Origin of the sequence: Shewanella sp. S23-S33, from assembly GCF_043359565.1 — a bacterium.
GTDB lineage: Bacteria > Pseudomonadota > Gammaproteobacteria > Enterobacterales > Shewanellaceae > Shewanella > Shewanella oncorhynchi.
This window is the reverse complement of record NZ_JBHFFD010000014.1, coordinates 62,691-87,134: the sequence shown is the minus strand read 5'-3', so window position 1 is coordinate 87,134 and position 24,444 is coordinate 62,691. Positions and strand designations below refer to the sequence as shown.

The 24,444-nt window shown below is 46.3% G+C and carries 19 protein-coding genes; 17 read left to right on the top strand and 2 right to left on the bottom strand.

The window, feature by feature from the left end:
- Positions 1–51: 51 nt before the first annotated feature.
- The 15 genes from pyrH to tilS all read left to right on the top strand — a co-directional run bounded on the left by pyrH (position 52) and on the right by tilS (position 18,286).
- Positions 52–789, top strand: coding sequence for a UMP kinase (gene pyrH, locus ACHA99_RS03695; RefSeq protein ID WP_006080981.1), 738 nt, complete (start codon positions 52–54; stop codon positions 787–789).
- Between the two features lie 21 nt (positions 790–810).
- Complete coding sequence (gene frr / locus ACHA99_RS03690; RefSeq protein WP_012088724.1) at positions 811–1,368, top strand: ribosome recycling factor; 558 nt, start codon at positions 811–813, stop codon at positions 1,366–1,368.
- A gap of 81 nt (positions 1,369–1,449) precedes the next feature.
- Entirely contained in the window at positions 1,450–2,277 is an 828-nt protein-coding gene (locus ACHA99_RS03685; protein WP_028760605.1) for an isoprenyl transferase, read from the top strand.
- 20 nt (positions 2,278–2,297) lie between these two features.
- Entirely contained in the window at positions 2,298–3,155 is an 858-nt protein-coding gene (locus ACHA99_RS03680) for a phosphatidate cytidylyltransferase (protein WP_263160666.1), read from the top strand.
- A 4-nt stretch (positions 3,156–3,159) separates the two neighbouring features.
- Positions 3,160–4,350, top strand: a complete 1,191-nt coding sequence (gene ispC, locus ACHA99_RS03675; RefSeq protein WP_393941108.1) for a 1-deoxy-D-xylulose-5-phosphate reductoisomerase — start codon at positions 3,160–3,162, stop codon at positions 4,348–4,350.
- A 39-nt stretch (positions 4,351–4,389) separates the two neighbouring features.
- Positions 4,390–5,760, top strand: a complete 1,371-nt coding sequence (rseP, locus tag ACHA99_RS03670; protein WP_393941106.1) for a sigma E protease regulator RseP — start codon at positions 4,390–4,392, stop codon at positions 5,758–5,760.
- Positions 5,761–5,791: 31 nt separating this feature from the next.
- Positions 5,792–8,275, top strand: a complete 2,484-nt coding sequence (gene bamA / locus ACHA99_RS03665; RefSeq protein WP_393941104.1) for an outer membrane protein assembly factor BamA — start codon at positions 5,792–5,794, stop codon at positions 8,273–8,275.
- A 64-nt stretch (positions 8,276–8,339) separates the two neighbouring features.
- A complete protein-coding gene (locus ACHA99_RS03660) occupies positions 8,340–8,837 on the top strand; it encodes an OmpH family outer membrane protein (RefSeq protein ID WP_028760600.1) in 498 nt (165 codons plus the stop codon).
- 3 nt (positions 8,838–8,840) lie between these two features.
- Positions 8,841–9,866, top strand: a complete 1,026-nt coding sequence (lpxD, locus tag ACHA99_RS03655) for a UDP-3-O-(3-hydroxymyristoyl)glucosamine N-acyltransferase (protein WP_105249717.1) — start codon at positions 8,841–8,843, stop codon at positions 9,864–9,866.
- 31 nt (positions 9,867–9,897) lie between these two features.
- Complete coding sequence (fabZ, locus tag ACHA99_RS03650; protein ID WP_006080990.1) at positions 9,898–10,362, top strand: 3-hydroxyacyl-ACP dehydratase FabZ; 465 nt, start codon at positions 9,898–9,900, stop codon at positions 10,360–10,362.
- Complete coding sequence (gene lpxA, locus ACHA99_RS03645) at positions 10,359–11,129, top strand: acyl-ACP--UDP-N-acetylglucosamine O-acyltransferase (RefSeq protein WP_393941102.1); 771 nt, start codon at positions 10,359–10,361, stop codon at positions 11,127–11,129. Before fabZ ends, lpxA begins: the two co-directional genes overlap by 4 nt.
- A gap of 241 nt (positions 11,130–11,370) precedes the next feature.
- Entirely contained in the window at positions 11,371–12,549 is a 1,179-nt protein-coding gene (lpxB, locus tag ACHA99_RS03640; protein ID WP_113938987.1) for a lipid-A-disaccharide synthase, read from the top strand.
- Positions 12,549–13,181 carry a ribonuclease HII gene (rnhB, locus tag ACHA99_RS03635; RefSeq protein WP_168823176.1) on the top strand — a complete coding sequence of 211 codons (633 nt, stop codon included), beginning with the start codon at positions 12,549–12,551 and terminating at the stop codon, positions 13,179–13,181. Before lpxB ends, rnhB begins: the two co-directional genes overlap by 1 nt.
- Before the next feature lie 150 nt (positions 13,182–13,331).
- Positions 13,332–16,805: a DNA polymerase III subunit alpha gene (gene dnaE / locus ACHA99_RS03630; RefSeq protein ID WP_393941099.1), complete on the top strand. Its 3,474-nt coding sequence runs from the start codon at positions 13,332–13,334 to the stop codon at positions 16,803–16,805.
- A 41-nt stretch (positions 16,806–16,846) separates the two neighbouring features.
- Positions 16,847–18,286 (top strand): tRNA lysidine(34) synthetase TilS, encoded by a 1,440-nt coding sequence (gene tilS, locus ACHA99_RS03625; RefSeq protein ID WP_393941097.1) that lies wholly within the window; start codon positions 16,847–16,849, stop codon positions 18,284–18,286.
- Between the two features lie 140 nt (positions 18,287–18,426).
- On the opposite strand, the gene ACHA99_RS03620 is transcribed toward tilS, so the two are convergent.
- Complete coding sequence (locus ACHA99_RS03620) at positions 18,427–19,317, bottom strand: GGDEF domain-containing protein (protein ID WP_105249714.1); 891 nt, start codon at positions 19,315–19,317, stop codon at positions 18,427–18,429.
- Positions 19,318–19,487: 170 nt separating this feature from the next.
- Between ACHA99_RS03620 and ACHA99_RS03615 the strand changes: the two genes are divergently transcribed.
- On the top strand, positions 19,488–21,434 hold the full coding sequence (locus ACHA99_RS03615) for a monovalent cation:proton antiporter-2 (CPA2) family protein (protein ID WP_393941095.1): 1,947 nt from the start codon (positions 19,488–19,490) through the stop codon (positions 21,432–21,434).
- Between the two features lie 110 nt (positions 21,435–21,544).
- Here the strand turns inward: ACHA99_RS03615 and ACHA99_RS03610 are convergent, their stop codons facing one another.
- Positions 21,545–21,754, bottom strand: coding sequence for a cold-shock protein (locus tag ACHA99_RS03610; RefSeq protein ID WP_006080998.1), 210 nt, complete (start codon positions 21,752–21,754; stop codon positions 21,545–21,547).
- 567 nt (positions 21,755–22,321) lie between these two features.
- Between ACHA99_RS03610 and ACHA99_RS03605 the strand changes: the two genes are divergently transcribed.
- On the top strand, positions 22,322–24,181 hold the full coding sequence (locus tag ACHA99_RS03605) for a DUF885 family protein (protein ID WP_263138110.1): 1,860 nt from the start codon (positions 22,322–22,324) through the stop codon (positions 24,179–24,181).
- Positions 24,182–24,444: the final 263 nt, after the last annotated feature.

Sequence of the window (24,444 nt, the reverse complement as noted above, 5' to 3'; positions counted from 1 at the left end):
CCCCAAGACCGCGGCAATAGCTGCGGTCTTGTTATGACCAGGATAAAAATTATGAGCACCAATCCAAAACCCGCATTTAGACGCATTCTTCTTAAATTAAGTGGCGAAGCACTGATGGGCGACGAAGGCTTCGGCATCGACCCTAAAGTATTAGATCGCATGGCTCAGGAAGTGAAAGAGCTGGTTGAGCTGGGTATTCAGGTGGGTGTGGTTATTGGTGGTGGTAATCTGTTTCGCGGTGAAGGCCTAGCAAAAGCAGGCATGAACCGTGTGGTGGGCGATCACATGGGTATGCTGGCAACGGTTATGAACGGCTTGGCAATGCGAGACGCCCTGCACCGTGCCTATGTTAATGCTCGTCTGATGTCAGCTATCCCGTTAAAGGGTGTGTGTGATGATTACAATTGGGCTGAAGCTATCAGCTTGCTAAAATCTGGCCGAGTGGTTATTTTTGCTGCCGGTACAGGTAATCCTTTCTGCACGACCGATTCTGCGGCCTGTTTACGCGGCATTGAAATCGAAGCTGAAGTCGTATTGAAAGGCACTAAAGTCGATGGTGTATACTCCGAAGACCCAATGAAGAACCCTGATGCCGTTAAGTATGATGAAGTGACTTATGCGGAAATTCTGGAAAAAGAATTAAAAGTAATGGACTTAGCCGCCTTTACTATGGCGCGTGATCACGACATGCCTATTTTAGTCTTCAACATGAACAAGCCCGGCGCTCTACGCCGCGTTATCATGGGTGAAGAAGAAGGCACGCTGATCAGAGCGAAAAAAGTTATTTAATGACCAAGAAGGACATTTAACGTGATTGAGAACATTAAGAAAGATGCGCAAGAGCGTATGGGTAAATGCGTTGACGCGACTAAAAACCAAATGGCAAAAGTGCGTACCGGTCGTGCCCACCCAAGCCTGCTGGATTCCATTCAAGTCTCTTACTACGGCACTATGACGCCACTAAACCAAGTGGCTAACGTGGGCGTTGAAGATTCACGCACTCTGTCTGTGACTGTGTTTGACCGTAGTGCTATCCAAGCCGTTGAAAAGGCTATTATGAGCTCTGATTTAGGTCTGAACCCTATGTCAGCTGGCGCGACATTACGTATTCCATTACCCGCGTTGACTGAAGAACGTCGTAAAGACTTCATCAAAGTGGTGCGTAACGAAGCTGAAAACGGTCGTATTGCTATCCGTAACGTGCGTCGTGATGCGATTTCTGAAGTGAAAAAGCTTGAAAAAGCTAAAGCTTGTACTGAAGATGATGTGCGTCGCAGTGAAGAAGAAGTGCAAAAGTTCACCGATGCTCACATTAAAAAGGTCGATGAGATTTTAGCGGCCAAAGAAATTGAGTTGATGGAAGTCTAATCTCAGTTCGATAAGCTAGAGTTGATGCGCCGTGTAGGGGTATACTACACGGCGTTTGTCTATTTTAAAGGGCTGTATTAGATGTCATCCACAGTGGAACTTGATCCGCACCCTAGGACGAGTGAGAGTGATTTATACACTCAAACGACCTTGCCGGGACAATTACCCGAACTCGTGAAACAGTCGTTACCTAAGCATGTTGCTATTATCATGGATGGCAATGGGCGTTGGGCACAAACCCAAGGTAAACCACGAGTGATGGGACATAAGGCTGGTGTTAAGGCCGTTAGAAGAGCCGTAAGCACGGCAAGCCAATTAGGGATTGAATCGCTAACCTTATTCGCATTTTCTAGCGAGAATTGGCGTAGACCCGATAAAGAAGTCAGCTTGCTGATGGAGTTGTTTTTTACTGTATTACAGCGCGAAATTAAATTGCTGGATAAGAATCAGGTTAAGCTCAACATTATTGGCGATATCAGCCGCTTTTCGGCGCGATTACAGAAGCAAATTGCTGCTGCTCAAGAGAAGACATCTCGCAATACTGGCTTGGTTCTGAATGTTGCGGCTAACTATGGTGGCCGTTGGGACATACTTCAAGCAGCACAAAAATTAGCGGAAAAGGTCGAAACTGGCGAAATGACCAGCAGTCAGTTCACCGAAGAAGCCTTAAGTGCACATTTGTGCATGCAAAATCAGAGTGAAGTTGATTTAATGATCCGCACGGGCGGGGACTGTCGCATCAGCAATTTTGTGCTGTGGCAGGCGGCCTATGCAGAATTGGTGTTTACCGACACCCTTTGGCCTGATTTCGATGAACAGGCTTTTCATGAAGCGATAGCCATTTTTGCAAGTCGCCAGCGCCGTTTTGGTCTGACTGGAAGTCAGATTGATGAGATGCGTGCATTGTAAAACCTCATGAGGGATTTTTTTTGCTAAAACAACGAATAATAACAGCAACTTGGTTAGTTCCATTAGTTTTAGGGGCGATATTTTTGCTCCCTGCCAGCTACTTCGCCTGGGCCTTAGTTGCCGTCTTCCTTATTGCAGCAAAGGAATGGGGAAGAATTATCGATAATCAGTGTGATGTCACTCAGTGGAGCTTTACCTTCACAGTCGGCATCCTATTGGTGGCAATTAATCTGATTGTGCCAATTGATGCAGTTTGGTTAAGCCATCAGTTACATCCTATCTATTTGGCCATTCTCTATATTGGTGCATTCTGGTGGTTAGCATCACTATTATTAGTGATAACTTATCCTAAAAGCGCTAAGTTCTGGCAAAAGAATCCTATGTTTAAGTCCATGTTTGGACAGTTAACCTTAGTGCCTTGCTTTGTTGCTCTTATCGCGCTCAAATCCATTAGCTCACAAACTTCTCCTTATTACGGCCCAGTGTTAGTACTGTTAGTGATGTTGATTGTGTGGGCCGCTGATTCTGGGGCTTACTTCGTCGGTAAAGCGATAGGTAAAACGAAACTGATGCCTGCAGTGAGCCCTGCTAAAACCTTGGAAGGCCTACTCGGTGGTTTAGTGACGACTATGCTCGTGGTTGCAGGTGTTATGTATTATTCGCCAGAGCAAGAACTGGGTTTAGTTGTGGCCGTGACCTTATTTGTTGCTTTAGTGTCAGCGCTGGGCGATTTATCTGAGAGTATGTTTAAGCGTGCGGCCTGTATTAAAGATTCTGGCACTATTTTGCCCGGTCACGGTGGCGTGCTCGACCGCATCGACAGCCTGACTGCAGCCTTGCCGGTGTTTACCCTGATCTACATTGCATTCTGGATGTAACGCTATGCAAAATATGGTGATTTTGGGTGCTACCGGTTCAATTGGTGCTAGTACCTTAAGCGTGATTTCGGCTAATCCATTGGCTTATAGCATCTATGGATTGGTGGCCAATGCGAGCGTTGATAAGATGCTGGCTTTGTGTGTAGCCCATAAACCGAAAGTCGCGCACATGGTGGATGAAGCGGCTGCGAAACAGTTACGCGCCGTTTTACCCGCTGCGCTCAATATCCAAGTGACTACTGGCATAAACGATTTACTCGGTTTAGTGACGGCTGCCGAAGTGGATACCGTAATGGCAGCGATTGTCGGGGCGGCAGGGCTAGTACCAACCCTTGAAGCCGTGAAGGCGGGAAAGCGAGTATTACTGGCCAATAAAGAAGCTTTAGTCATGTCGGGTGAGTTGTTTATTGAGGCGACTAAGCGCTCTGGTGCTGTGCTATTGCCCGTGGACAGTGAGCATAATGCTATCTTTCAATGTTTACCCCTAGAAGTGCAGGCTAACCTCGGCCGTTGCGATTTAGCTGCGTCGGGTATATCCCATATTTTGTTAACTGGTTCTGGCGGACCTTTCCTGCGGTCGGATCTTGCGACACTTGCGGGCATGACGCCTGCCCAAGCCTGTAAACACCCTAATTGGTCCATGGGACCTAAAATCTCTGTTGACTCCGCCACTATGATGAATAAGGGTTTAGAGTTCATTGAGGCGCGGTGGTTGTTTAATACTCAGGCTGAGCAACTTAAAGTGGTTATTCATCCGCAAAGCGTGATCCACTCTATGGTGCAGTACCGTGATGGTTCGGTTATCGCCCAAATGGGTAACCCTGATATGCGCACACCGATTGCCCATTGCATGGCTTATCCGCAAAGAATTCATTCGGGCGTTGAACCTTTAGATTTTTTCAAAGTCGGACAGTTAAGCTTTTATGAACCTGATTTTGAACGTTTCCCCTGTTTGGCTTTGGCTATGGAGGCGTGTGCCCAAGGCCAAGAGGCAACAACCGTATTAAATGCTGCCAATGAGGTCGCTGTTGAAGCATTCTTGCAGGGGCAAATTGGTTTTACGCAAATTGCAAAAGTGAATGAGGCTTGTTTAGTCACTGTGCCTAAACGTCCTATGGGCAGCATAGAAGATATTTTAGCCTTAGATGCGCAAACCCGCGTCTATGCGTGTGAGACATTAGCAAGCATCGCTTAGCAATAGCTGAGTGATTAAATTTATAACGTAAGGAGTGGGATGTTAGATTTTTTATGGAACTTAGGTTCTTTCATCGTTGCACTGGGTCTGTTAATTACTGCCCACGAATACGGCCATTTCTATATCGCACGACGTTGTGGCGTGAAAGTCGAACGTTTCTCCATTGGTTTTGGTAAAGCTATTTGGCGCCGTGTTGGTAAAGACGGCACTGAATATGTGTTAGCCATGATCCCCCTTGGTGGCTATGTCAAAATGCTCGATGAGCGTGTTGAAGACGTTCCCGATGAATTAAAAGATCAAGCGTTCAATCGTAAAACCGTATGGCAACGTATTGCGATTGTGGCCGCAGGTCCAATTGCTAACTTTATTTTTGCCATCGTTGCTCTGTATTTTATGTATCTGATTGGTGTGCCAGCACTTAAGCCTGTGATCACCTCGACGACACCCGGAACTGCTGCTGCGCAAATTCAAATCACAGAGCCAATGCAAATAACGGCCATTTCCGGTCAGGCAGTGCGTAACTGGGAAGAAGTGAATTTAGCTTTAGTCGGCCACATAGGTGATGAAAGTCTGAGTGTATCGCTAACGCCATTGAATGGTTTGCAAGGTTTAGACTCTAGTGCGCGGTCTTATACCTTAGATACGCGTAATTGGCGTTTTGATCCTGAAAAAGAATCCCCGATTACGGCATTAGGGTTAGGGATTTATCGTCCCGAAATCGTCCCCACCATTGCTGCGATTAGTCCTGACAGTGCCGCTGCGAATAGTGAGCTAAAAGTCGGTGACACCTTAGTCGCAATAAATGGTAAAAATTATACCGATTGGCAGGCTTTTGTTGACATTATTCAACATTCTGCCAATGTGCCTGTGAGTTTAACTGTGCGTCGCAATGGCGAACAGTTTAATGTGGCAGTGACACCCTTAAGCAGTAAAAATGCCGATGGCCAAGAGATAGGTATGCTCGGGCTGAGCCCGACCCAAGCACAATGGCCAGACAATATGCGTTTACAACTTGAATATGGACCAATCGATTCTTTCGGCATAGCAGCGGATAAAACATGGCAACTTGTTGCTGTGAGCTTTAAGATGATTGGCAAATTATTTACCGGCGATGTGTCGGTGAAAAACCTGAGTGGACCCATTTCGATCGCACAGGGTGCGGGCAGTAGTGCAAACTATGGCTTGGTCTATTTTCTCGGGTTCCTCGCGCTCATCAGCGTCAATTTAGGCATCATTAACTTGCTGCCTTTACCTGTGCTCGATGGGGGACACCTGCTGTATTACTTTATTGAAGTAATAACTGGTAAACCTGTACCTGAAAAGGTGCAGGAAATAGGATTCAGATTTGGGGCAGCAATACTGCTGATGTTGATGAGCGTTGCGCTTTTCAATGATTTTGCCCGACTCTGAGCAAGGACAGACTAATAATTAGAAGTGCTCTATGAGATTGAATAAACTTTTTGCCTCGATGTTATTCGTCGGTGCGTCGTTTTCAGGGACTGTGTTGGCTGATACTTTCCAACCGTTTGAAGTGACCGACATCCAAGTTGAAGGTTTGCAACGAGTTGCACTCGGTGCTGCCTTGTTAAGCTTACCAGTAAAAGTAGGTGACACTGTTGATCAGTTAAGAATCCAGCAAGCGATTAAAAGCTTGTATGCATCGACTAACTTTGAAAATGTCTCCGTGAGCCGAGATGGCGGCGTATTAGTGGTGAAAGTCACTGAACGTCCAACTATTAGTGCCGTGACATTCGATGGCAACAAAGACATTAAAGACGAACAGTTACAGGAAAGTCTGGACGGTTCTGGCGTTAAAGTCGGTGAGTCCCTCGATCGCACTATGTTGACCGGTATTGAAAAGGGTCTGCAGGATTTCTACTACGGCGTGGGTAAATACGGCGCGAAAGTGGAAGCCCAAGTGATTAACTTACCCCGTAATCGGGTTGAGCTGAAATTTAAGTTTACCGAAGGTTTAGCGGCCGAAATCCGCCAAATTAACGTGGTCGGTAACAAAGAGTTCACCGATGCTGAACTGATCGGCATGTTGGAACTTAAAGATTATGTGGCTTGGTGGGATCTGTTTGGTGAGCGTCGTTATCAGAAGCAAAAACTGCAGGCTGATCTCGAGACCATCAAAACTTACTATCACAATAAAGGTTATATCCGCTTCGAAGTGACTTCAACTCAAGTGGCCATGACGCCTGACCGTAAAGGTTTATATATCACCATTAACGTTGAAGAAGGTGAGAAATATAAAGTTAAAGACGTGAATTTGACGGGCGATTTGATGGGCCGTGAAGAGTTGATGAAATCAATTCTGCCGATCAAAGCAGGTGATATGTACAACGGCGGTGATGTAACTTTCACCGAAGAAATGTACAGCAAATATTTAGGCCGCTTCGGTTATGCTTACCCTGAAGTGAAAACCTACCCTGAAATTGATGATAAGACTAAAGAAGTCACCTTAAACATCAATATCAAACCGGGTAAACGTGTTTACGTACGGGCAATTAACTTCACTGGTAATACAGTGACTAAAGATGAAGTGATGCGCCGTGAGCTGCGTCAGATGGAAGGGGCTTGGTTAAACTCTGCGCAAGTTGAGCAGTCTAAAGCGCGTCTGAACCGTTTGGGCTTCTTCGAAACCGTTGACACTGAAACTGTACAAGTGCCAGGTACCGATGACTTAGTTGATGTTGCGGTTAAAGTGAAAGAGCAGCCATCGGGCTCATTTAACGCGGGTGTCGGTTATGGTACTGAATCAGGTCTGAGCTTGCAGTTTGGCGTACAGCAAAACAACTTCTTAGGTACAGGTAATCAAGCGGGTATTAGCTTGAGTACAAACAAGTACTCTAAAAACGTTAACTTATCCTATACCGATCCGTACTGGACAAAAGACGGTGTGAGTTTAGGCGGGAGCGTTTATTGGAGTGAGTTTGACGCCAATGAAGCTAACTTAGAACGCTATAAAAACAGTTCGTATGGTGTGGCGCTTAACTCGGGTTTCCCGATTAACGAATACAACCGTATCAATGGTGGTATTGGCTATCGACACAACACGATTTCTGAAATTTCTGCCTATGAGCAGGCACGTCGTTTCTATAACATCTATCGTGATGATGATCCGAATGCCGACTTAAGTTTTGATAACTTCGAACTCAGCCTAGGCTGGTATCGTAGTACCTTGAACCGTGGCACTTTCCCAACAGATGGCTCGTCCCAGCGTCTGAATGGCAAAATGACTTCGCCAGGGTCTGATTTACAGTATTTTAAGACAGACTTTGACACTAACTTCTATTTTCCTGTTAACCGCAGTCAGAGCGTTGTGCTCTTGGCCCGTGGTCGATTAGGTTATGGTAACGGTTATGGTCAATTTAATGATAATGACCAAATTTTACCTTTCTGGGAAAACTATTACTCAGGTGGTAGTAGCTCGCTACGTGGCTTTAAGTCAAACTCGGTCGGTCCTCGCTCCTTCTATATGTATAGTGGTAGCGAACCTTGCTTGGATCCATCGGGTGATGGTTGTAACTTCCCTCAACCGGATCCAGATAGCATTCAAGTCAGTTCTGGCCGCTCTATCGGTGGTAATGCCCTTGCAACGGCAAGTATGGAGTTGATTGTACCAACCCCATTCTTGGATGAGGCTTACACTAACTCAGTTCGTACTAGCTTCTTCGTCGATGCGGGTAACGTCTGGGATACTGAGTTTGATTATGATTTTTATCGAAATAGTTTGCCTGCGGAAGAGTTTGCTAAGTTACAGGACTTTAGTGATCCAGCACGCCTGCGCGCCTCTTGGGGCCTGAGTGTGCAATGGTTATCACCTATGGGACCTATGGTGTTCAGCTTGGCGTGGCCGCTTAAAGAATATGAAGGTGACCAAACGGAGATCTTCTCTTTCAATATTGGCAAAACTTTTTAAAAGGCATACACTCGGCAAGTTTTGCTGACAATAACAAGGTAACAAGGAGTTTATTTTGAACAAGATGGTAAATTGCGCGCTGATGACGTTAGTTTTGTTAGGCGCGCCGTTAGTGGCACATGCTGAGAAAATTGCCGTAGTGGATATGGGCGCTGTGTTTGAACAGCTCCCACAACGTGAACAGATCTCCCAATCTCTGAAGAAAGAGTTTGGTGATCGCGTAGCTGATGTCCAAAAAATGCAAGAAGAAATGCGTTCTCTGATGGAGAAGCAGCAACGTGATGGTGCATTAATGAACGATGCACAAAAAACTGAGCTGGTTCGTAAAATGGAATCGCTAAAATCTGAATATCAGTTAAAAGGCAAAGCATTGGATGAAGACCTACGTCGTCGCCAAGGTGAAGAGCAAAATAAACTGTTAGTTAAAGTGCAAAAAGCCATCAACACTATCGCTGAAAAAGACCAATATGATTTGGTATTACAACGTGGTGCTGTCATTTATGTTAAGCCTAACGCTGACATCAGTGGCAAAGTGGTTGAAGCCTTAAGCAAAGGCAAGTAATAGATGAATAGTGTGACTTTAAAAGAGCTATGCCTGTTATTAGACGGTGATATCCAAGGCGACGAAACGCTAATTATTAATAGTGTGGCGACCTTAGAAAATGCCAAGGCGGGTCAGATCTCTTTTTTAGCCAACAGTAAATACCGCTCTCAGCTTGAGGCAACTCAAGCGAGTGCGGTGTTATTGTCAGCTAAAGATGCGCAGGATTATCAAGGTACTGCGTTAATTGTAAAAGATCCATATGTCGGTTTTGCTCGTGTTGCTCAGTATTTGGACACTACACCCAAAGCGGCGGTGGGTATCCATCCTTCGGCACAAATTGATCCTTCAGCTCATTTAGGGGAAGGTGTCGCTATTGGCGCGAATGCTGTGATTGGTGCGAACGTCATTTTAGGTGAAAATGTGCAGATTGGTGCCGGTGTTGTGCTGGGACAAGATGTGGTTATTGGCTCAAAAACACGTTTGTGGGCTAATGTCACCGTCTATCACGATGTGCATTTAGGACAGGATTGTATTATCCATTCGGGTGCCGTATTAGGCTCAGATGGTTTTGGTTATGCTAACGAACGTGGTCAGTGGATTAAAATTCCGCAGACAGGTGGCGTGCGTATTGGCGATCGGGTTGAGATTGGTGCTAATTCAACGGTAGATCGTGGGGCATTAGGCCATACAGAGATCCACGACGGTGTGATTATTGATAACCAAGTACAAATTGCCCATAACGATATAATCGGCGAAAATACTGCTATTGCAGGCAGTACTACTGTTGCTGGCAGTGTCACTATTGGTAAATATTGTATTATTGGCGGTAGCTGTGCCATCGCAGGTCATTTGAGCATTGCCGATGGTGTGCATGTGTCTGGTGCTACCAATATCACCACTAATATGCGTGAGCCTGGTTTATACTCTTCAGCCACCGTGGCAATGGACAATAAACTTTGGCGTAAAAATACAGTTCGTTTCCGTCAGTTAGATGAACTGTTCCAGCGTGTTAAAACGTTGGAAAAAAATTTAAAAACACCAGATTAATTGCCCCAAGGCAATTTGAGGAACTCGGTTCGTGTCTAATCAAATGAACACTATGGATATTAAAGAAATACTTAAATATCTACCCCATAGATATCCATTCCTATTGATCGATCGTGTGCTTGATTACACTCCTGGTGTTAGTCTGCAGGCGATCAAAAACGTTTCAATAAATGAGCCATTTTTTCAGGGACATTTCCCGATACAACCTGTGATGCCAGGTGTGCTTATTTTAGAAGCGATGGCACAGGCAACTGGCCTGTTAGCCTTTAAAACGATGAGTAGTGATGTACCACCACCAGGTGTGTTGTATTACTTTGCTGGTATCGATAATGCGCGTTTTAGACGTGTGGTTGAGCCAGGAGATCAAATTCATTTTGATGTCAAAATGATTAAAGAGCGCCGCGGGATTGGCGTTTTCTACGGTGAGGCCAAAGTGGATGGTGAAGTGGTTTGTTCCGCTGAAATCATGTGTGCCCGCAGAGAGATTAGTCAGTGATAGATACATTAGCGTTTGTGCATCCCGATGCAAAAATTGGCAATAACGTCACTATTGGCCCTTGGACCTATATCGGTGCGGGCGTCGAAATTGGTGATGATTGTTGGTTGAGTTCCCATGTGGTGGTCAAAGGTCCAACGATTATCGGCAAAGGGAATCGTATTTTTCAATTCGCCTCCGTTGGTGAAGAATGCCAAGACAAAAAGTACGCTGGCGAGCCGACACGACTGATCATTGGTGACAATAACGTCATCCGTGAAAACGTGACCATTCACCGCGGTACAGTTCAAGATAACAGTGAAACCCGTATTGGGTCGAATAACCTGTTTATGAACTATGTGCATATCGCCCATGACTGTGTGGTCGGCGATAATGTCATCATGGCGAATAACGCATCTATTGCAGGTCACGTGCACGTCGGTGACTGGGCGATTTTAGGCGGTATGACAGGCGTGCATCAGTTTGTGCATATTGGTGCCCATGCGTTTACTGCTGGTTGTTCTTTAGTTTTGCAGGATGTGCCTCCCTTTGTGATGGCAGCGGGTCAACCGACGGTGCCTCGCGGCTTAAACAGCGAGGGTATGAAGCGTCGCGGTTTTTCTAAAGAAAGCCAGTTAGCCGTGCGTCGTGCTTATAAAACGTTATACCGAAGTAGTTTAACGGTAGAAGAAGCGATTGAAGCATTAGCTGAAGATGCGCAGAGCGATGAGCAAGTCAAATTACTGCTTGAGTTTGTAAAGTCATCGAGTCGCGGCATTATTCGCTAACTTGATGACCACATGACAACAAAAGGGCATTTTTATGCCCTTTTGTATTATTGGTTTAAGCCTTTTTTGTGGTAGACGTAGTCGTTAAAAATGCGTTTATTCATCAATGCATTCGACCATAAATGAGCTTAGTCATTAATTGAATCATTAACTTAACATAAGTGTAGGCTTGGAACGATGCATTTTAGGTGCGGTTTACCTCTTCATCCAATGCCATTAATTCATGAGACGTGATTGGTTTATGAGCAATAAAACTCCATTAGTGTTTGCCATGGTTGCCGGAGAACTCTCAGGCGATATTTTAGGTGCAGGTTTAATGGCTGCGCTGCAAAAGACCCATCCCGATGCGCGCTTTGTCGGTATCGGTGGACCCCGCATGGAAGCCCTCGGCTTCAAATCCCTGTTTGCGATGGAAGAACTCGCAGTGATGGGAATCGTTGAAGTGTTATCCCGTCTACCTCGCTTATTAAAAGTGCGGTCATCCTTGATTAAAGAGATCACCGCGCTTAAGCCCGATTGTTTTATTGGCATAGATGCACCGGATTTTAATATAGGCCTCGAGCTTAAACTCAAAGCGCGCGGTATTAAAACCGTCCATTATGTGAGCCCATCCGTGTGGGCATGGCGCCCAAAACGTATATTCAAAATCGCGAAGGCGACCCATATGGTGTTGTCGTTATTGCCATTTGAGAAAGCTTTTTATGACAAGCATCAAGTACCTTGCACCTTTGTGGGTCATACCTTAGCGGATGATATTCCGTTGCGAAGCGATAAAGCGGCGGCGCGTCAGTTACTTGAACTCGATGCCGATGCAGAATATTTAGCGATTCTACCGGGATCCCGTGGTGGCGAGTTAAAGCAACTGGCTGAGCCTTTCGTGAAGGCGGCTTTACTGATTAAACAGAACTTCCCTGATATACGTTTTGTGACGCCACTGGTAAATCAAAAACGCCGTGAGCAATTTGAGCAAGCGCTGAAGGATTTTGCACCCGATCTCGAAATTCATATGGTCGAAGGTCAGTCGCGCGAAGTCATGGCGGCTGCCGATGGCATTTTATTAGCATCTGGCACCGCGACGTTAGAAGCCATGTTGGTCAAGCGTCCAATGGTGGTGGCTTATCGTGTTAGCCCTATGACCTATTGGATTGCTAAGCGCATGATGCAGGTCGAGCGTTTCTCGTTACCGAATCTACTGGCTGGAAAAGATCTCGTCCCTGAGCTCATTCAAGAAGATTGCACGCCAGAGAAAATAGCTGCGGCGGTCACAGTCGAGTTAAATCGAGATTTTACGCCGCTCAAAGCTGAGTTTGATGCCCTGCACCAAGTGTTACGCCGTGATGCGAGCTTAAAAGCCGCAGAAGCGGTAATGGCACTGGTTGAGCCTAAACCAAGTCATGCTAAATCGCTGGAGGCTAATTAGTGGCAACTTTTAAAAGTTTAACCGACGCCGATTTGCTGGCCTTTTCGACGGGATTAATTGCTGGTGTGGATGAAGTCGGCCGTGGGCCTTTAGTCGGCGATGTAGTGACTGCGGCTGTGATTTTAGATCCAAACAAGCCCATCAGTGGTCTGAATGATTCCAAGAAACTCAGTGAGAAGCGTCGCGAAGCTTTGTTTGATGAGATTTGTGAAAAAGCCCTGTGTTATCACGTGGGCCGCGCAAGTCCTGCTGAAATCGATACGCTTAATATCTTGCATGCCACTATGTTGGCAATGCAGCGCGCGGTTGCTGGGCTTAAGATTGCGCCTGCGTTGGTGTTAGTCGATGGCAATCGCAGTCCGGCATTTGTTGCCCATAATGGCGTCTCGCTTACCAGTCACAGCATCATTAAAGGTGATGGTTTAATTGCCAGTATTAGTGCCGCATCGATTATCGCCAAAGTGACGCGGGATCGAGAGATGGATGTGCTCGATGCTGCTTATCCGCAATACGGTTTTGCTAAGCATAAGGGCTATCCGACTAAGGCGCATTTTGAGGCCATCGCCGAACATGGGGTATTTGACCAATATCGTAAAAGTTTCAAACCCGTCAAGGCATTACTGGGACTGTAAGTTGTGCTCCCAAGCCACCTGAAGATACGAGTTTCAGGTTGTTTGGGTATAAGTTCCCGTTATCCAGCAAAGTCACTGGCTCTGGCTGCGTGACTTTGTTAGTCTGCTTTCTAGTTATTGTTAACCTGCCATTCAAAGATAATCCTAATTATGTCCGATCCTCGTTTTGTGCATCTTCGTGTCCACAGTGACTTCTCTATGACCGATGGCGTGGCCAAGGTCAAGCCTATTTTGGCGCAGGTGGAAGCGCAGGGAATGGCCGCGGTCGCCTTGACTGACCAAAATAACTTTTGTGGTTTGGTGAAGTTTTACAGTGGTTGCCATGGTGCGGGGATCAAGCCGATTATTGGTGCCGATTTTTGGATGCAAGTGCTCGGATTTGAAGGCGAATTGTGCGCCTTAACCATTATTGCGATGAACAATGTCGGTTATCAGAATCTGACCCAAATTATCAGTCAAGCCTATTTGCGTGGCCAAGTGGCCGGCCGTGTAGTGATAGACCAAGAGTGGTTACTCACTTATAACGAAGGCATTTTGCTGTTATCGGGCGCCAAAGAAGGCGATCTGGGTAAGGCACTGCTCAAGGGCAATGGCACACAAGTCGAATCTTTATGCGACTTTTATCAGACTCATTTCACTGACCGTTATTTCCTCGAACTTATCCGCACAGGTCGCCCCGATGAAGAGCGTTATCTGCATATGGCGGTGGCCTTAGCGCAGGAGAAGGGCATCCCTGTGGTGGCTACTAATCAGGTGGTGTTTCTTAAACCCGAAGATTTTGATGCCCACGAAATTCGGGTGGCAATTCACGATGGCTTTACCCTTGCCGATCCTCGCCGACCTAAAAAATACAGTGAACAGCAGTATTTGCGTAGCGAAGAGGAAATGTGTGAACTATTCGCCGACATTCCTGCGGCGTTGGCGAACAGTGTCGAAATCGCTAAACGCTGTAATGTAACGATCCGTTTGTACGAATATTTCCTGCCCAACTTCCCGACGGGCGATATGTCCATCGAAGACTTTCTGGTCGATTGTTCGAAGAAGGGCCTTGAAGAGCGGCTCGAGTTTTTGTTCCCTGATCCTGAGGTGCGCGCCGAGAAACGCGGCGAATACGATGAGCGCCTCGACATTGAACTTAAAGTGATCAACCAGATGGGGTTCCCAGGTTACTTCTTGATCGTGATGGAGTTCATCCAATGGGGTAAAGATAACGGTATTCCAGTAGGGCCTGGTCGTGGCTCGGGCGCGGGTTCACTCGTGGCCTATGCGCTTAAGATTACCGACTTAGACCCATTGGAATTTGACTTACTGTTCGAGCGATTCCTCAACCCTGAGCGGGTTTCTATGCCCGACTTTGACGTCGACTTTTGCATGGATAGACGTGATGAAGTGATCGACCATGTGGCCGAATTGTACGGCCGCGAAGCGGTATCGCAAATCATCACCTTCGGAACTATGGCGGCAAAAGCGGTTATTCGTGACGTGGGTCGTGTGCTGGGTCATCCCTATGGCTTCGTTGACCGAATTTCTAAACTCATTCCACCAGAACCTGGGATGACGCTGGCGAAAGCGTTTGAGGTCGAGCCAGCCCTGCAAGAATCCTATGATGCCGATGAAGACGTAAAAGATCTGATCGACATGTGTCGCAAGCTCGAAGGTGTGACGCGTAACGCGGGTAAACACGCGGGTGGTGTGGTGATTGCACCGACAAAAATTACCGATTTTGCGCCGCTCTATTGCGATGCTGAAGGCAAAAACCCAGTAACGCAATTCGATAAAAACGACGTCGAAACCGCAGGTTTAGTTAAATTCGACTTTTTGGGTTTACGTACTTTGACCATTATCGACTGGGCACTGGAGATGGTGAACAAGGTCGAGGTCAAAAACGGTCGCCCACCGGTGCGCATCGAAGCGATTCCGTTAACGGATGCGGCATCTTTCCGCTTGTTGCAAAAATATGAAACCACGGCGGTATTCCAGTTGGAATCCCGTGGTATGAAGGATTTGATTAAACGTCTGCAGCCTGACTGTTTCGAAGACATGATCGCACTGGTGGCATTGTTCCGTCCTGGGCCTTTGCAATCGGGCATGGTAGATAACTTCATCGAACGTAAGCATGGGCGCGAAGAAGTATCGTATCCCGATTCTCAGTACCAGCATGAATCCCTAAAAGAACTGCTATCGCCGACCTACGGCATTATTCTGTATCAAGAGCAAGTGATGCAGATTGCACAGGTGTTATCGGGTTACACCCTTGGCGGCGCCGACATGTTGCGCCGTGCTATGGGTAAGAAAAAGCCCGAAGAGATGGCCAAGCAGCGCAGTATCTTTAAAGAGGGCGCAATCAATAACGGCGTCGACGGCGACTTGTCGATGAAGATCTTCGACTTAGTGGAAAAGTTCGCCGGCTACGGTTTTAACAAATCTCACTCAGCCGCCTATGCGCTTGTGTCTTATCAGACCTTATGGCTAAAAACCCATTATCCTTCGCAGTTTATGGCGGCGGTAATGTCGGCCGATATGGATAACACAGATAAAATTGTGACCTTGGTCGATGAATGCGAGCGTATGGGATTACCGCTCATTCCTCCGGATGTGAACAAAGGCTTGTTCAAATTTACCGTCGATGATGATTTGCGCATTGTTTATGGCATTGGCGCCATTAAAGGCGTGGGTGAAGGTCCAGTTGAATCGATTTTAGAGGCACGAAAAGATGGCCCTTTCGTGGATTTATTCGATTTCTGTGCCCGTATCGATTTGAAAAAGCTCAACAAGCGCGTGATTGAAAAGCTGATCTGCGCGGGCGCACTCGATACTCTTGGGCCGCATCGTGCGTCTATGATGGCAACCTTGCCCGAAGCGATTCGCGCCGCCGATCAACATGCCAAAGCCGAGGCGATTGGCCAACACGATATGTTTGGTTTGCTCAACAGTGAACCCGAAGACAGTAAGCAGCAGTTTGTCGAATGTACTCCATGGCCAGATAAAATTTGGCTCGAAGGCGAGCGCGAAACCCTAGGCTTGTATTTGACCGGTCATCCGATCAATCAATATTTAAAAGAGCTTAAGCATTACACGTCCGGTCGTTTGAAAGATGTGCATCCCACCGAACGCGGTAAAACCGCTAAGGCAGCGGGGTTAGTGGTGGCAACGCGAGTGATGCTGACCAAACGCGGCTCGAAAATGGGCCTGTTGACGCTCGACGATAAGAGCGCGCGTCTCGAAATCATGTTGTTTACCGAAGCCTTTGAAAAATTTAATCATCTGCTAGAGAAAGACCGCATCCTCATTTGTGAAGGTGAGGTGAGTTATGATGATTTTGCCGGCGGTAACCGCATGACGGCGCGTAACATCATAGATATCAGTGAGGCGCGCAGCCACTTTGCCAAGGCGCTGGAAATTGATATGGATGGCAGCGAGTTAACGCCATCGGCGTTAGACACTTTCGAGCAAGCGCTAAGCCCGTGGCGTAACGGTGCTGTGCCTGTGGTGATCAATTACACTCAAGCTCAAGCCAAAGGTCAGTTTAGGTTAGCCGATGCTTGGCGAGTGAATCCGACCGATGACTTGATGCTCTCGCTCGAATCGCTCCTCGGGCCAAACAAGGTGAGAATTTTATTCTAATGTTGGCGAATGTCTTAGGTGTAAACAGATGAAGTTAACTTATGTCGGCTAAGCGTGACGAAGCATTGACTGCTGGCGATCTCAGCGCGCATATCTGTGATTTTTTGGCAGCGCAATCCTTAGCGCCTGACAGCAAGTTAGTACTGGCTTACAGTGGTGGGGTTGATTCCGAAGTCTTGGCCTTTGGTTTAAGCCAGTTTGCACGGAAACATCCGGAGTTTAATTATCAACTAGTGTATGTACACCATGGCCTAAGCGATAACGCTGAGGCTTGGGCACAGCATTGCCTTGAGCGGGGCCTGTATTACGATCTGCCCGTGACGGTTGAGCGAGTCGTGGTTAATCGTGGGCCAAGATTGAGCCTTGAAGCTGAAGCGCGAAAAGTGCGTTATCAGGCGATTGAGCGGCATTTAAGTGCCAATGATGTGTTGCTGACAGCTCACCATGAAGACGATCAGCTCGAAACTATTCTGCTGGCGCTGAAACGTGGTCAGGGGCCGAAAGGGCTGGCGGCCATGGGACAAGTTCAAGCATTAGCACAAGGCAAACAACTGCGGCCGTTATTGGATATCAGCCGTGAGCAAATTGAAGCCTACGCAAAACAGCAAGGCTTAGTGCATATCGAAGATGAAAGTAATCAAGACGATAAGTACGATCGAAATTTTTTACGCTTAGAAATCATTCCCCGCTTAAAAGCGCGTTGGCCGAGTATTGCGACAACTGCGAGTCGCAGTGCGGCATTGTGCGCCGAACAACAGGCGACGCTGGATTTACAGGTGAGTGAACGTTTGCCTTTATGGTTAACCCAAGCCCCTTACCATACTCAAAGTGTATTCAAGCTCGATGGTTTTGCCGAACAGTCAGCCGACTGGCAAGCGTTACTCTTACGTGGCTTTATTGAATCCCAAGGTTTTGCTTTGCCCTCAAAGGTGCAGCTTAAGCAAATCATCACTCAGCTTCTTAACGCGAAAGACGATGCTAAAGTGCATATTCGAGTGGGTGAGTGTGAAATCCGCCGCTTTGCTAATCAAGTCTATTTATTCAAGTATCAAACTCACAAACGTCACACTCAGCCTGTGAGTTGGACCTTGCCACAGCATGACTTTATTTCTTTATTACAGGGAGATAGTACCGAATTAGTCGTGTCGCCTGCGGGCTTAGCGAATGGTGAGCAGATTAGGTTGATAGTGACAAAACAAGGTCCCAGAGTCCGTTTACCTTGGCCTGATGAAGTAGTCAGTGTGCGTTATCAACTAGCGGGACAATTTCGCTGCCACCCGCATTCTCGGGGTAAGGGGCGAGAATTAAAGAAACTGTGGCAAGAGTTTGCCATTCCGCCTTGGGTACGCGAAAAGGTGGGGTTTGTGTTTTATGGCGAGCAACTGGTGATAGCAATTGGACTGTGGGTTGAAAAGGGCTTTATTGTTGAGTCGAATGAACTTGGTTTACAGGTGTCTGTTGAGGAAGCAAAGGAATTCTAGTCGAGAGTCAATCTTGGAATATTGGTGTGTTCTAGGAAAGCGAGAGGAGAGTGGAACGCAGCGCGTCAGTTTGATTTAGACCTTTATGGGGTACGCGCTGCGAGTGAGTTATCGCATTTCATTTGGCATCCCTGCGCGTGTTAAACTAATTGATTTTGGCTGAGTTTATAGCAGTTACGTCCGGCGGCTTTGGCTTGATAAAGCGCTTTATCGGCAAGTTCATAAAGTTGTTCGGCTTCAATGGTATCGTGTGATTCTGCCGCCCCTAAACTACAGCTCACCCCAAATTGATTGAAACTACTGTGCTGATTGATTACCGAGACAATCCGTTCACATAACAAGCCAGCCGCATGAATATTGCCTTGGACAATAATGACGAATTCATCACCACCAATCCGGAAGGCTTGATCTGTATTGCGTATGGTTGCACGAATGATGTCACCAAATTCCTTCAGAATATAGTCACCACATTTATGGCCGAATTTATCATTAAGTTGTTTAAAGTTATCAAGATCGAGCACTATGAGAGCGACTGCTCCTTGTTTTCGATGGGCTCTTGCGGTCGCATTGCTGAGACTCTGACTGTAATAATGGCGATTGCCTAAGCCAGTGAGTGAGTCAAACATAGCTTGCATCGACATTTCTTGATATTGCAACGCATTTAATAAAGGTTGCAATAACAGCGGTTCAATATCCTGTAAGTTTGAGGTTTGTGATGGCGTAAATGGCGTCACCAGTTGGTACTGAATCGTTAATGGCATTCCTGCACACATGAGCTGTCGTTTGACGCTGATACCATAACGTTTGCCCCAGCTGAATTTGTGCTCGCCATAGGTTAAGCGCACGCCTTGGATCGGCAAGTGTTGTCCCAGCACTTTGCCATAGCAGGCAAAGACTGTCCTAGGATCTAAACTGGCATGCAGTTGTTGGATCACTTGTATCAAGTCCAATGGATTATCATTGGGACTATAATGTTCTGTTTGATAGCGATATTCGTCGGGATACAGCTCGGTCGCTAGGCCAAAGTCCATAATCATCACTCCAGCAAATGTTAGTGCGATACATCTCTAACCTAGTCTAAGCAAATACCGTGCCGCAATATTTGTTAATAAAATTTGTCTTTGTTAGTCATTCAGTTAAGCTTAAAACTCAGCGTTAGATTTTTTGACACGTCAGCATTTTGACAGGAGTCATAGCCCCAATGGAACATAGCTTTTTAATCCAAGTATTACTTATGCTCGTGATTGCCATTGTGGCCATTGCTGTGTTGCGGCGTTTGGACCTACCCGCAATTCTGGCTTATTTACTCACAGGGGTAGTGAGTGGCCCAAGTGGTTTTCATTGGTTTACCCAGCATCAAATGCAATCTGTTGCCGAGCTTGGCGTTGTGCTGCTGATGTTTACCTTAGGCTTAGAGTTCTCTGTGCCGCGGCTGTGGGCCATGCGCCGTACCGTATTTGGCTTAGGCAGTGCACAGATGGTAATAACGACCCTGTTGACCATGGGCGTGGCCCTATTGTGCGGCCTGAATTGGGTTGAAGCCTTGGTTATCGGTGCTGCCATCGCGTTGTCATCTACTGCTATTGTCCTCAAATTACTCAATGAACAGGGATGGCTGAGGCGCCGGCACGGCGAACTCTCCGTCAGCGTGCTTTTGTTCCAAGATTTAGCGGTTGTGCCGCTGTTGATCCTATTGCCATTACTGGCCAATGGCGGCGAACCTTTGATGGTCGCGGACATCGCCTTTGCCTTGCTTAAAGGCATATTGGCTTTTTTCCTCTTAATGGCGTTTGGTAAGTGGGCGTTGCCGCGGATATTTGATGAGGTTGCGCGTTCTCGCTCCAATGAGCTGTTTGTATTATCGACCTTAGTCGTTGCGCTTGTCACAGGGGCTTTTACTCAGTGGCTAGGATTATCTATGGCGCTGGGGGCATTTATGGCGGGTATGCTGCTGGGAGAAAGCCAGTACCGCCGCCAACTTGAGGCGGATATACGACCGTTTCGCGATCTATTGATGGGACTGTTTTTCATCTCCATTGGCATGATGCTGGACTTTACCTTAGTGATGCGTTTCTGGTGGCAGATACTGCTGATCTTAGTGGCGGTTGTGCTAGGTAAGGCGCTGATCATTCATGGCATTTTAAGATTAGTAGGCGAGCCCTTTCGAATTGCGATGAGTACGGCTATGAGCTTAGCTCAAGTGGGGGAGTTCAGTTTTGTGGTATTGGCTTTAGCGGTCAACTATCAACTTTTAAATAATGAGATCAGTACCATATTAGTCATGGTCGCCGTGCTTTCCATGGCAATAGCTCCTTGGTTAGTTCGTCATAGTGTGGATATTGCTAAGTGGGCGCTGGGGATCCGTCAGGCAAAGCATGTGGATGAAGCTGTGCCATTGATGATGGATGATCATGAGCTGGTGATGATTTTTGGTTACGGCCGAGTAGGACAAACCATTGCCCGTTTTTTAAAAACTGAAGCTGTACCTTATCTGGTATTGGATCTCGATCCAACGCGCGTCACTGAAGCGCGTCGTGCGGGCGAACCTATTTATTTCGGTGATGTGTGTAAACGGGCAATTTTAAAACAAATGGGCGTTAAACAGGCCAAGATGATCGTTATCACTTTTTGTGAGTCACGTAGTTTAGAAGAAGTCTTACCTTTATGTAAGTTATTGGCACCAGAGGCTAAAATTTTAGTTAGAACCAAAGACGACAGCGATCTAGACTTGCTTAAAAAGGCGGGAGCCCATCAAGTGATCCCTGAGTCTTTAGAGGGGAGCTTGATGTTAGTATCGCAGGTACTACACCAATGTGGTGTGCCATTGGCACGGATCCTAAAACGGCTAGAATCTGAGCGGCGCAATCATTATCAATTTTTACACGGCTTCTTTTCCGGCACAGAAACTGATTTTACTTTAGAGTCATTGCATGCGGTGGCATTACCGCGTGGGGCTGACGCGATTGGTAAAACCGTTGCCGATATCTTGTGGGAAACATTGAAAGTAGAGTTAAGGGCGATTCGTCGCAATGGCGCCGAAGTGGAACATCCTGAGCAGGACTGGGTTTTTCGTGCAGGGGATATCTTACTGATAGTGGGTAAACCACGACGACTTGAGAAAGCAGAGGCTAAGCTCCTACATGGCTAAAGGCCTGAGGTTCACTCTTTTGATATGGATGAAAATGCAGATATAAAAATGCCGACATAGTGTCGGCATTTTTGTCTGGAACTTGTTAACTTAAATTAGACAAAGTCTAATTACAGAATAACTACGTTCGCAGCTTGAGGACCTTTTTGGCCTTGTTCGATGTCAAAAGAAACCTTTTGACCTTCAGCAAGAGTTTTAAAGCCTTCTGAAACGATTGCGCGGAAATGAACGAATGCGTCAGCGCCACCATTGTCAGGAGAAATAAAACCAAAACCTTTATCTTCGTTAAACCATTTAACTACACCAGTAGTTTTAGACATGAATGTCTCCAAAATTTTCAAACAAATAATTCGCAATTATGCGGTATGTTAGCCAGAAATAGAATTATTTACATTGATGATAAGTTATGAGTGGAAAGCTTCATGACAGCAAAAAAAATATTACAGGCGTAGCGAAGGTTTTCAAATACATAATATTGCTTATAAATAGGTCTGAATCACAGGCCGGAGTGCAGATTAACATACTCTAGGGGTTTGTATAGTTTTATTTTTAAATACCTCTCATATTGAAACTGCTTTTTTGCGACTTATTGAGTGCGGAATTAGATATAACTATTAATATTCAATCGTTTATATTGTATTTTTGATTGTTGTCTAGTGTGAAAATATTTTTTATGTTTGCCACGACTGACTTGCGATTAACCTTTTAATCCGTTCCATTAGGCTTAAATGCGGCTTGTATGCTTAGGTAAGGATTCTGTCATGATTCGTTACGTTATTGAATTGTTGCTTATTTGTGGTTAATGGTATTCTCGTCATCCAATAAAAACGTGCTTGAGCTATGGATTCAGGGCGATAACTTTAGATTGAATATAATAAGAATGGAGAATGACGTTGAAAACAGTACTAAAACGGATTGGACTCGGCAGCTTAGTCTTAGTGCTGTTATTAGTGGCGCTGGCCGCCCATGAATGGTTTGCGAAAAAGCCGTTTTTCTTTCGCGCATTTCTAGACCGCAGTGTGGTCAAGATGGCTTTCGAAAGCCCTGAGACCTTAACCTCATTGGGTTTCTTAGAATCGGTAGGGATTACAGGCCATAACGCCGAGTTGGATGACGATAGTCCAGAGGCGATGGATAAGACTTTCGCGCAAGTGCGAGATCTGCGTGAAACCCTATTGAGCTATTCCGATGCGGATTTAGATGAAAATCAACGTATCTCCAAGGATATTGCCCTATATCTTGCCGATTTCGCATTGGTCTCTGAGCCGTATCGTTACCATAACTATCCGCTGAATCAGTTATTTGGCGTGCAAAACGGGTATCCAAGCTTTATGCAGGCGCAGCACCAAGTGCATTCTGTGGGCGATGCAGAAAACTATCTGTCGCGTTTACAAAAGGTGAAACTTAAGTTTGCGCAAACTCTCGAAGGTTTAAAAATTCGTGAGGCTAAAGGGATTATTCCGCCTAAGTTCGTGATTGAGCGGGTGCTCACCGAGATGAATGATTTTGTCGCGACGCCGATTCAAGACAATATTCTCTACAGTTCCTTCAAAACTAAATTGGCTGACACGGATATCAGTGCCGATGAGCAAGCACGGTTATTGGCAGCGGTGGAAGCGGACATTAAAGGTTACGTGCATCCAGCGTATCAATTATTTATCGACTACCTTACCCAGCTACAAGCCAAAGCTGGGACGGATGATGGTTATTGGGCGCTGCCAAATGGTAACCTTGCCTATGAGCAATTGCTGAAGTTCTTTACGACCACTAATTACACTGCGGACGAAATCCATGCCAAAGGGCTCGCTGAGGTAGATCGCATTCAAAATGAAATCATGACTATATTAGCCGCTGAAGGTTACGATGTGGGCCAAGGTTTCTCGGTCGCGATTGAAGCATTAGCCGCCGATCCTAAGTTTTACTACGAGGATAGCGATGCGGGTAGGGCGCAAATCCTCGTCGATTATCAAGCGATTCTTGATGAAGTGAATGCGGGACTCGGTGATGCCTTTCGTATTCGACCCGAAGCGGGCATGGAAGTGGTGCGTATTCCTGAGTTTAAAGAGAAAACGGCACCGGGTGCCTATTATCAGCAGCCCGCGATTGACGGTAGTCGTCCAGGGCGTTTCTATGCCAATTTATATGACATCAAGGCCACGCCTAAATACGGTATGCGCACTTTAGCCTACCACGAGGGGATCCCTGGGCATCATTTCCAAATTGCGGTGGCGATGGAGTTAGAAGGTATGCCACTTATTCGTAAGATGGCGCCTTTTACGGCGTACATTGAAGGTTGGGCTTTATATAGCGAACGTTTGGCTTGGGAGCTCGGTTTTCAAAAGGATCCCTTTGATAATATCGGTCGTCTGCAGGCTGAGTTGTTCCGCGCTGTGCGTCTAGTGGTGGATACGGGTATTCATCATAGTCGTTGGACTCGCGAGCAAGCGATTGACTATATGAAGAAAAATACTGGCATGTCCGATCGCGATGTCACGGCTGAGATTGAGCGTTATATCGTTATGCCAGGTCAAGCGACGGCTTATAAAGTTGGCATGATGAAAATTCTCGAACTGCGCGAAAAAGCCAAGTTGGCCTTAGGTGATAAGTTCGATCTCAGGGATTTCCACGATGTAGTTCTGAAGAATGGTGCAGTTCCTTTGGATATCTTAGAAACACTGGTCGACCGCTACATTGCTGATAAAAAAAGTGCTGGGGCTAAAGCCACTGACGCTAAAGCGAAAATTTAGCGTTTGGCGGTAACAGTTAATGCTTGGATATTAATAGTAAAGCATTATGTATCAATTGCTTACATCTAAGTAAGGCCAGTTCCATGTCTGCGGATAAGTTTGTTATTTTTATCCTGCGGGCATGGTGGGGTAGTCTATCGTGGCTATCATTCTGGCTTTCGGCCAAGGCTTTCAATACAATCCCACACAACTTATTGATAAATGTCGCGCGGCAATGGCTTGCTATTGCTCGGAGTTGATATTTTTAGTTTCAAGGTTTTTAC

Coding starts and splice junctions, on each gene's coding strand:
- rseP (WP_393941106.1), top strand. CDS start 4,390: ATGTTAGATTTTTTATGGAACTTAGGTTCTTTCATCGTTGCACTGGGT.
- dnaE (WP_393941099.1), top strand. CDS start 13,332: ATGTCCGATCCTCGTTTTGTGCATCTTCGTGTCCACAGTGACTTCTCT.
- lpxD (WP_105249717.1), top strand. CDS start 8,841: ATGAATAGTGTGACTTTAAAAGAGCTATGCCTGTTATTAGACGGTGAT.
- ispC (WP_393941108.1), top strand. CDS start 3,160: ATGCAAAATATGGTGATTTTGGGTGCTACCGGTTCAATTGGTGCTAGT.
- ACHA99_RS03685 (WP_028760605.1), top strand. CDS start 1,450: ATGTCATCCACAGTGGAACTTGATCCGCACCCTAGGACGAGTGAGAGT.
- tilS (WP_393941097.1), top strand. CDS start 16,847: ATGTCGGCTAAGCGTGACGAAGCATTGACTGCTGGCGATCTCAGCGCG.
- ACHA99_RS03605 (WP_263138110.1), top strand. CDS start 22,322: ATGACGTTGAAAACAGTACTAAAACGGATTGGACTCGGCAGCTTAGTC.
- ACHA99_RS03610 (WP_006080998.1), bottom strand. CDS start 21,754: ATGTCTAAAACTACTGGTGTAGTTAAATGGTTTAACGAAGATAAAGGT.
- ACHA99_RS03615 (WP_393941095.1), top strand. CDS start 19,488: ATGGAACATAGCTTTTTAATCCAAGTATTACTTATGCTCGTGATTGCC.
- lpxB (WP_113938987.1), top strand. CDS start 11,371: ATGAGCAATAAAACTCCATTAGTGTTTGCCATGGTTGCCGGAGAACTC.
- bamA (WP_393941104.1), top strand. CDS start 5,792: ATGAGATTGAATAAACTTTTTGCCTCGATGTTATTCGTCGGTGCGTCG.
- ACHA99_RS03620 (WP_105249714.1), bottom strand. CDS start 19,317: ATGGACTTTGGCCTAGCGACCGAGCTGTATCCCGACGAATATCGCTAT.
- ACHA99_RS03660 (WP_028760600.1), top strand. CDS start 8,340: ATGGTAAATTGCGCGCTGATGACGTTAGTTTTGTTAGGCGCGCCGTTA.
- pyrH (WP_006080981.1), top strand. CDS start 52: ATGAGCACCAATCCAAAACCCGCATTTAGACGCATTCTTCTTAAATTA.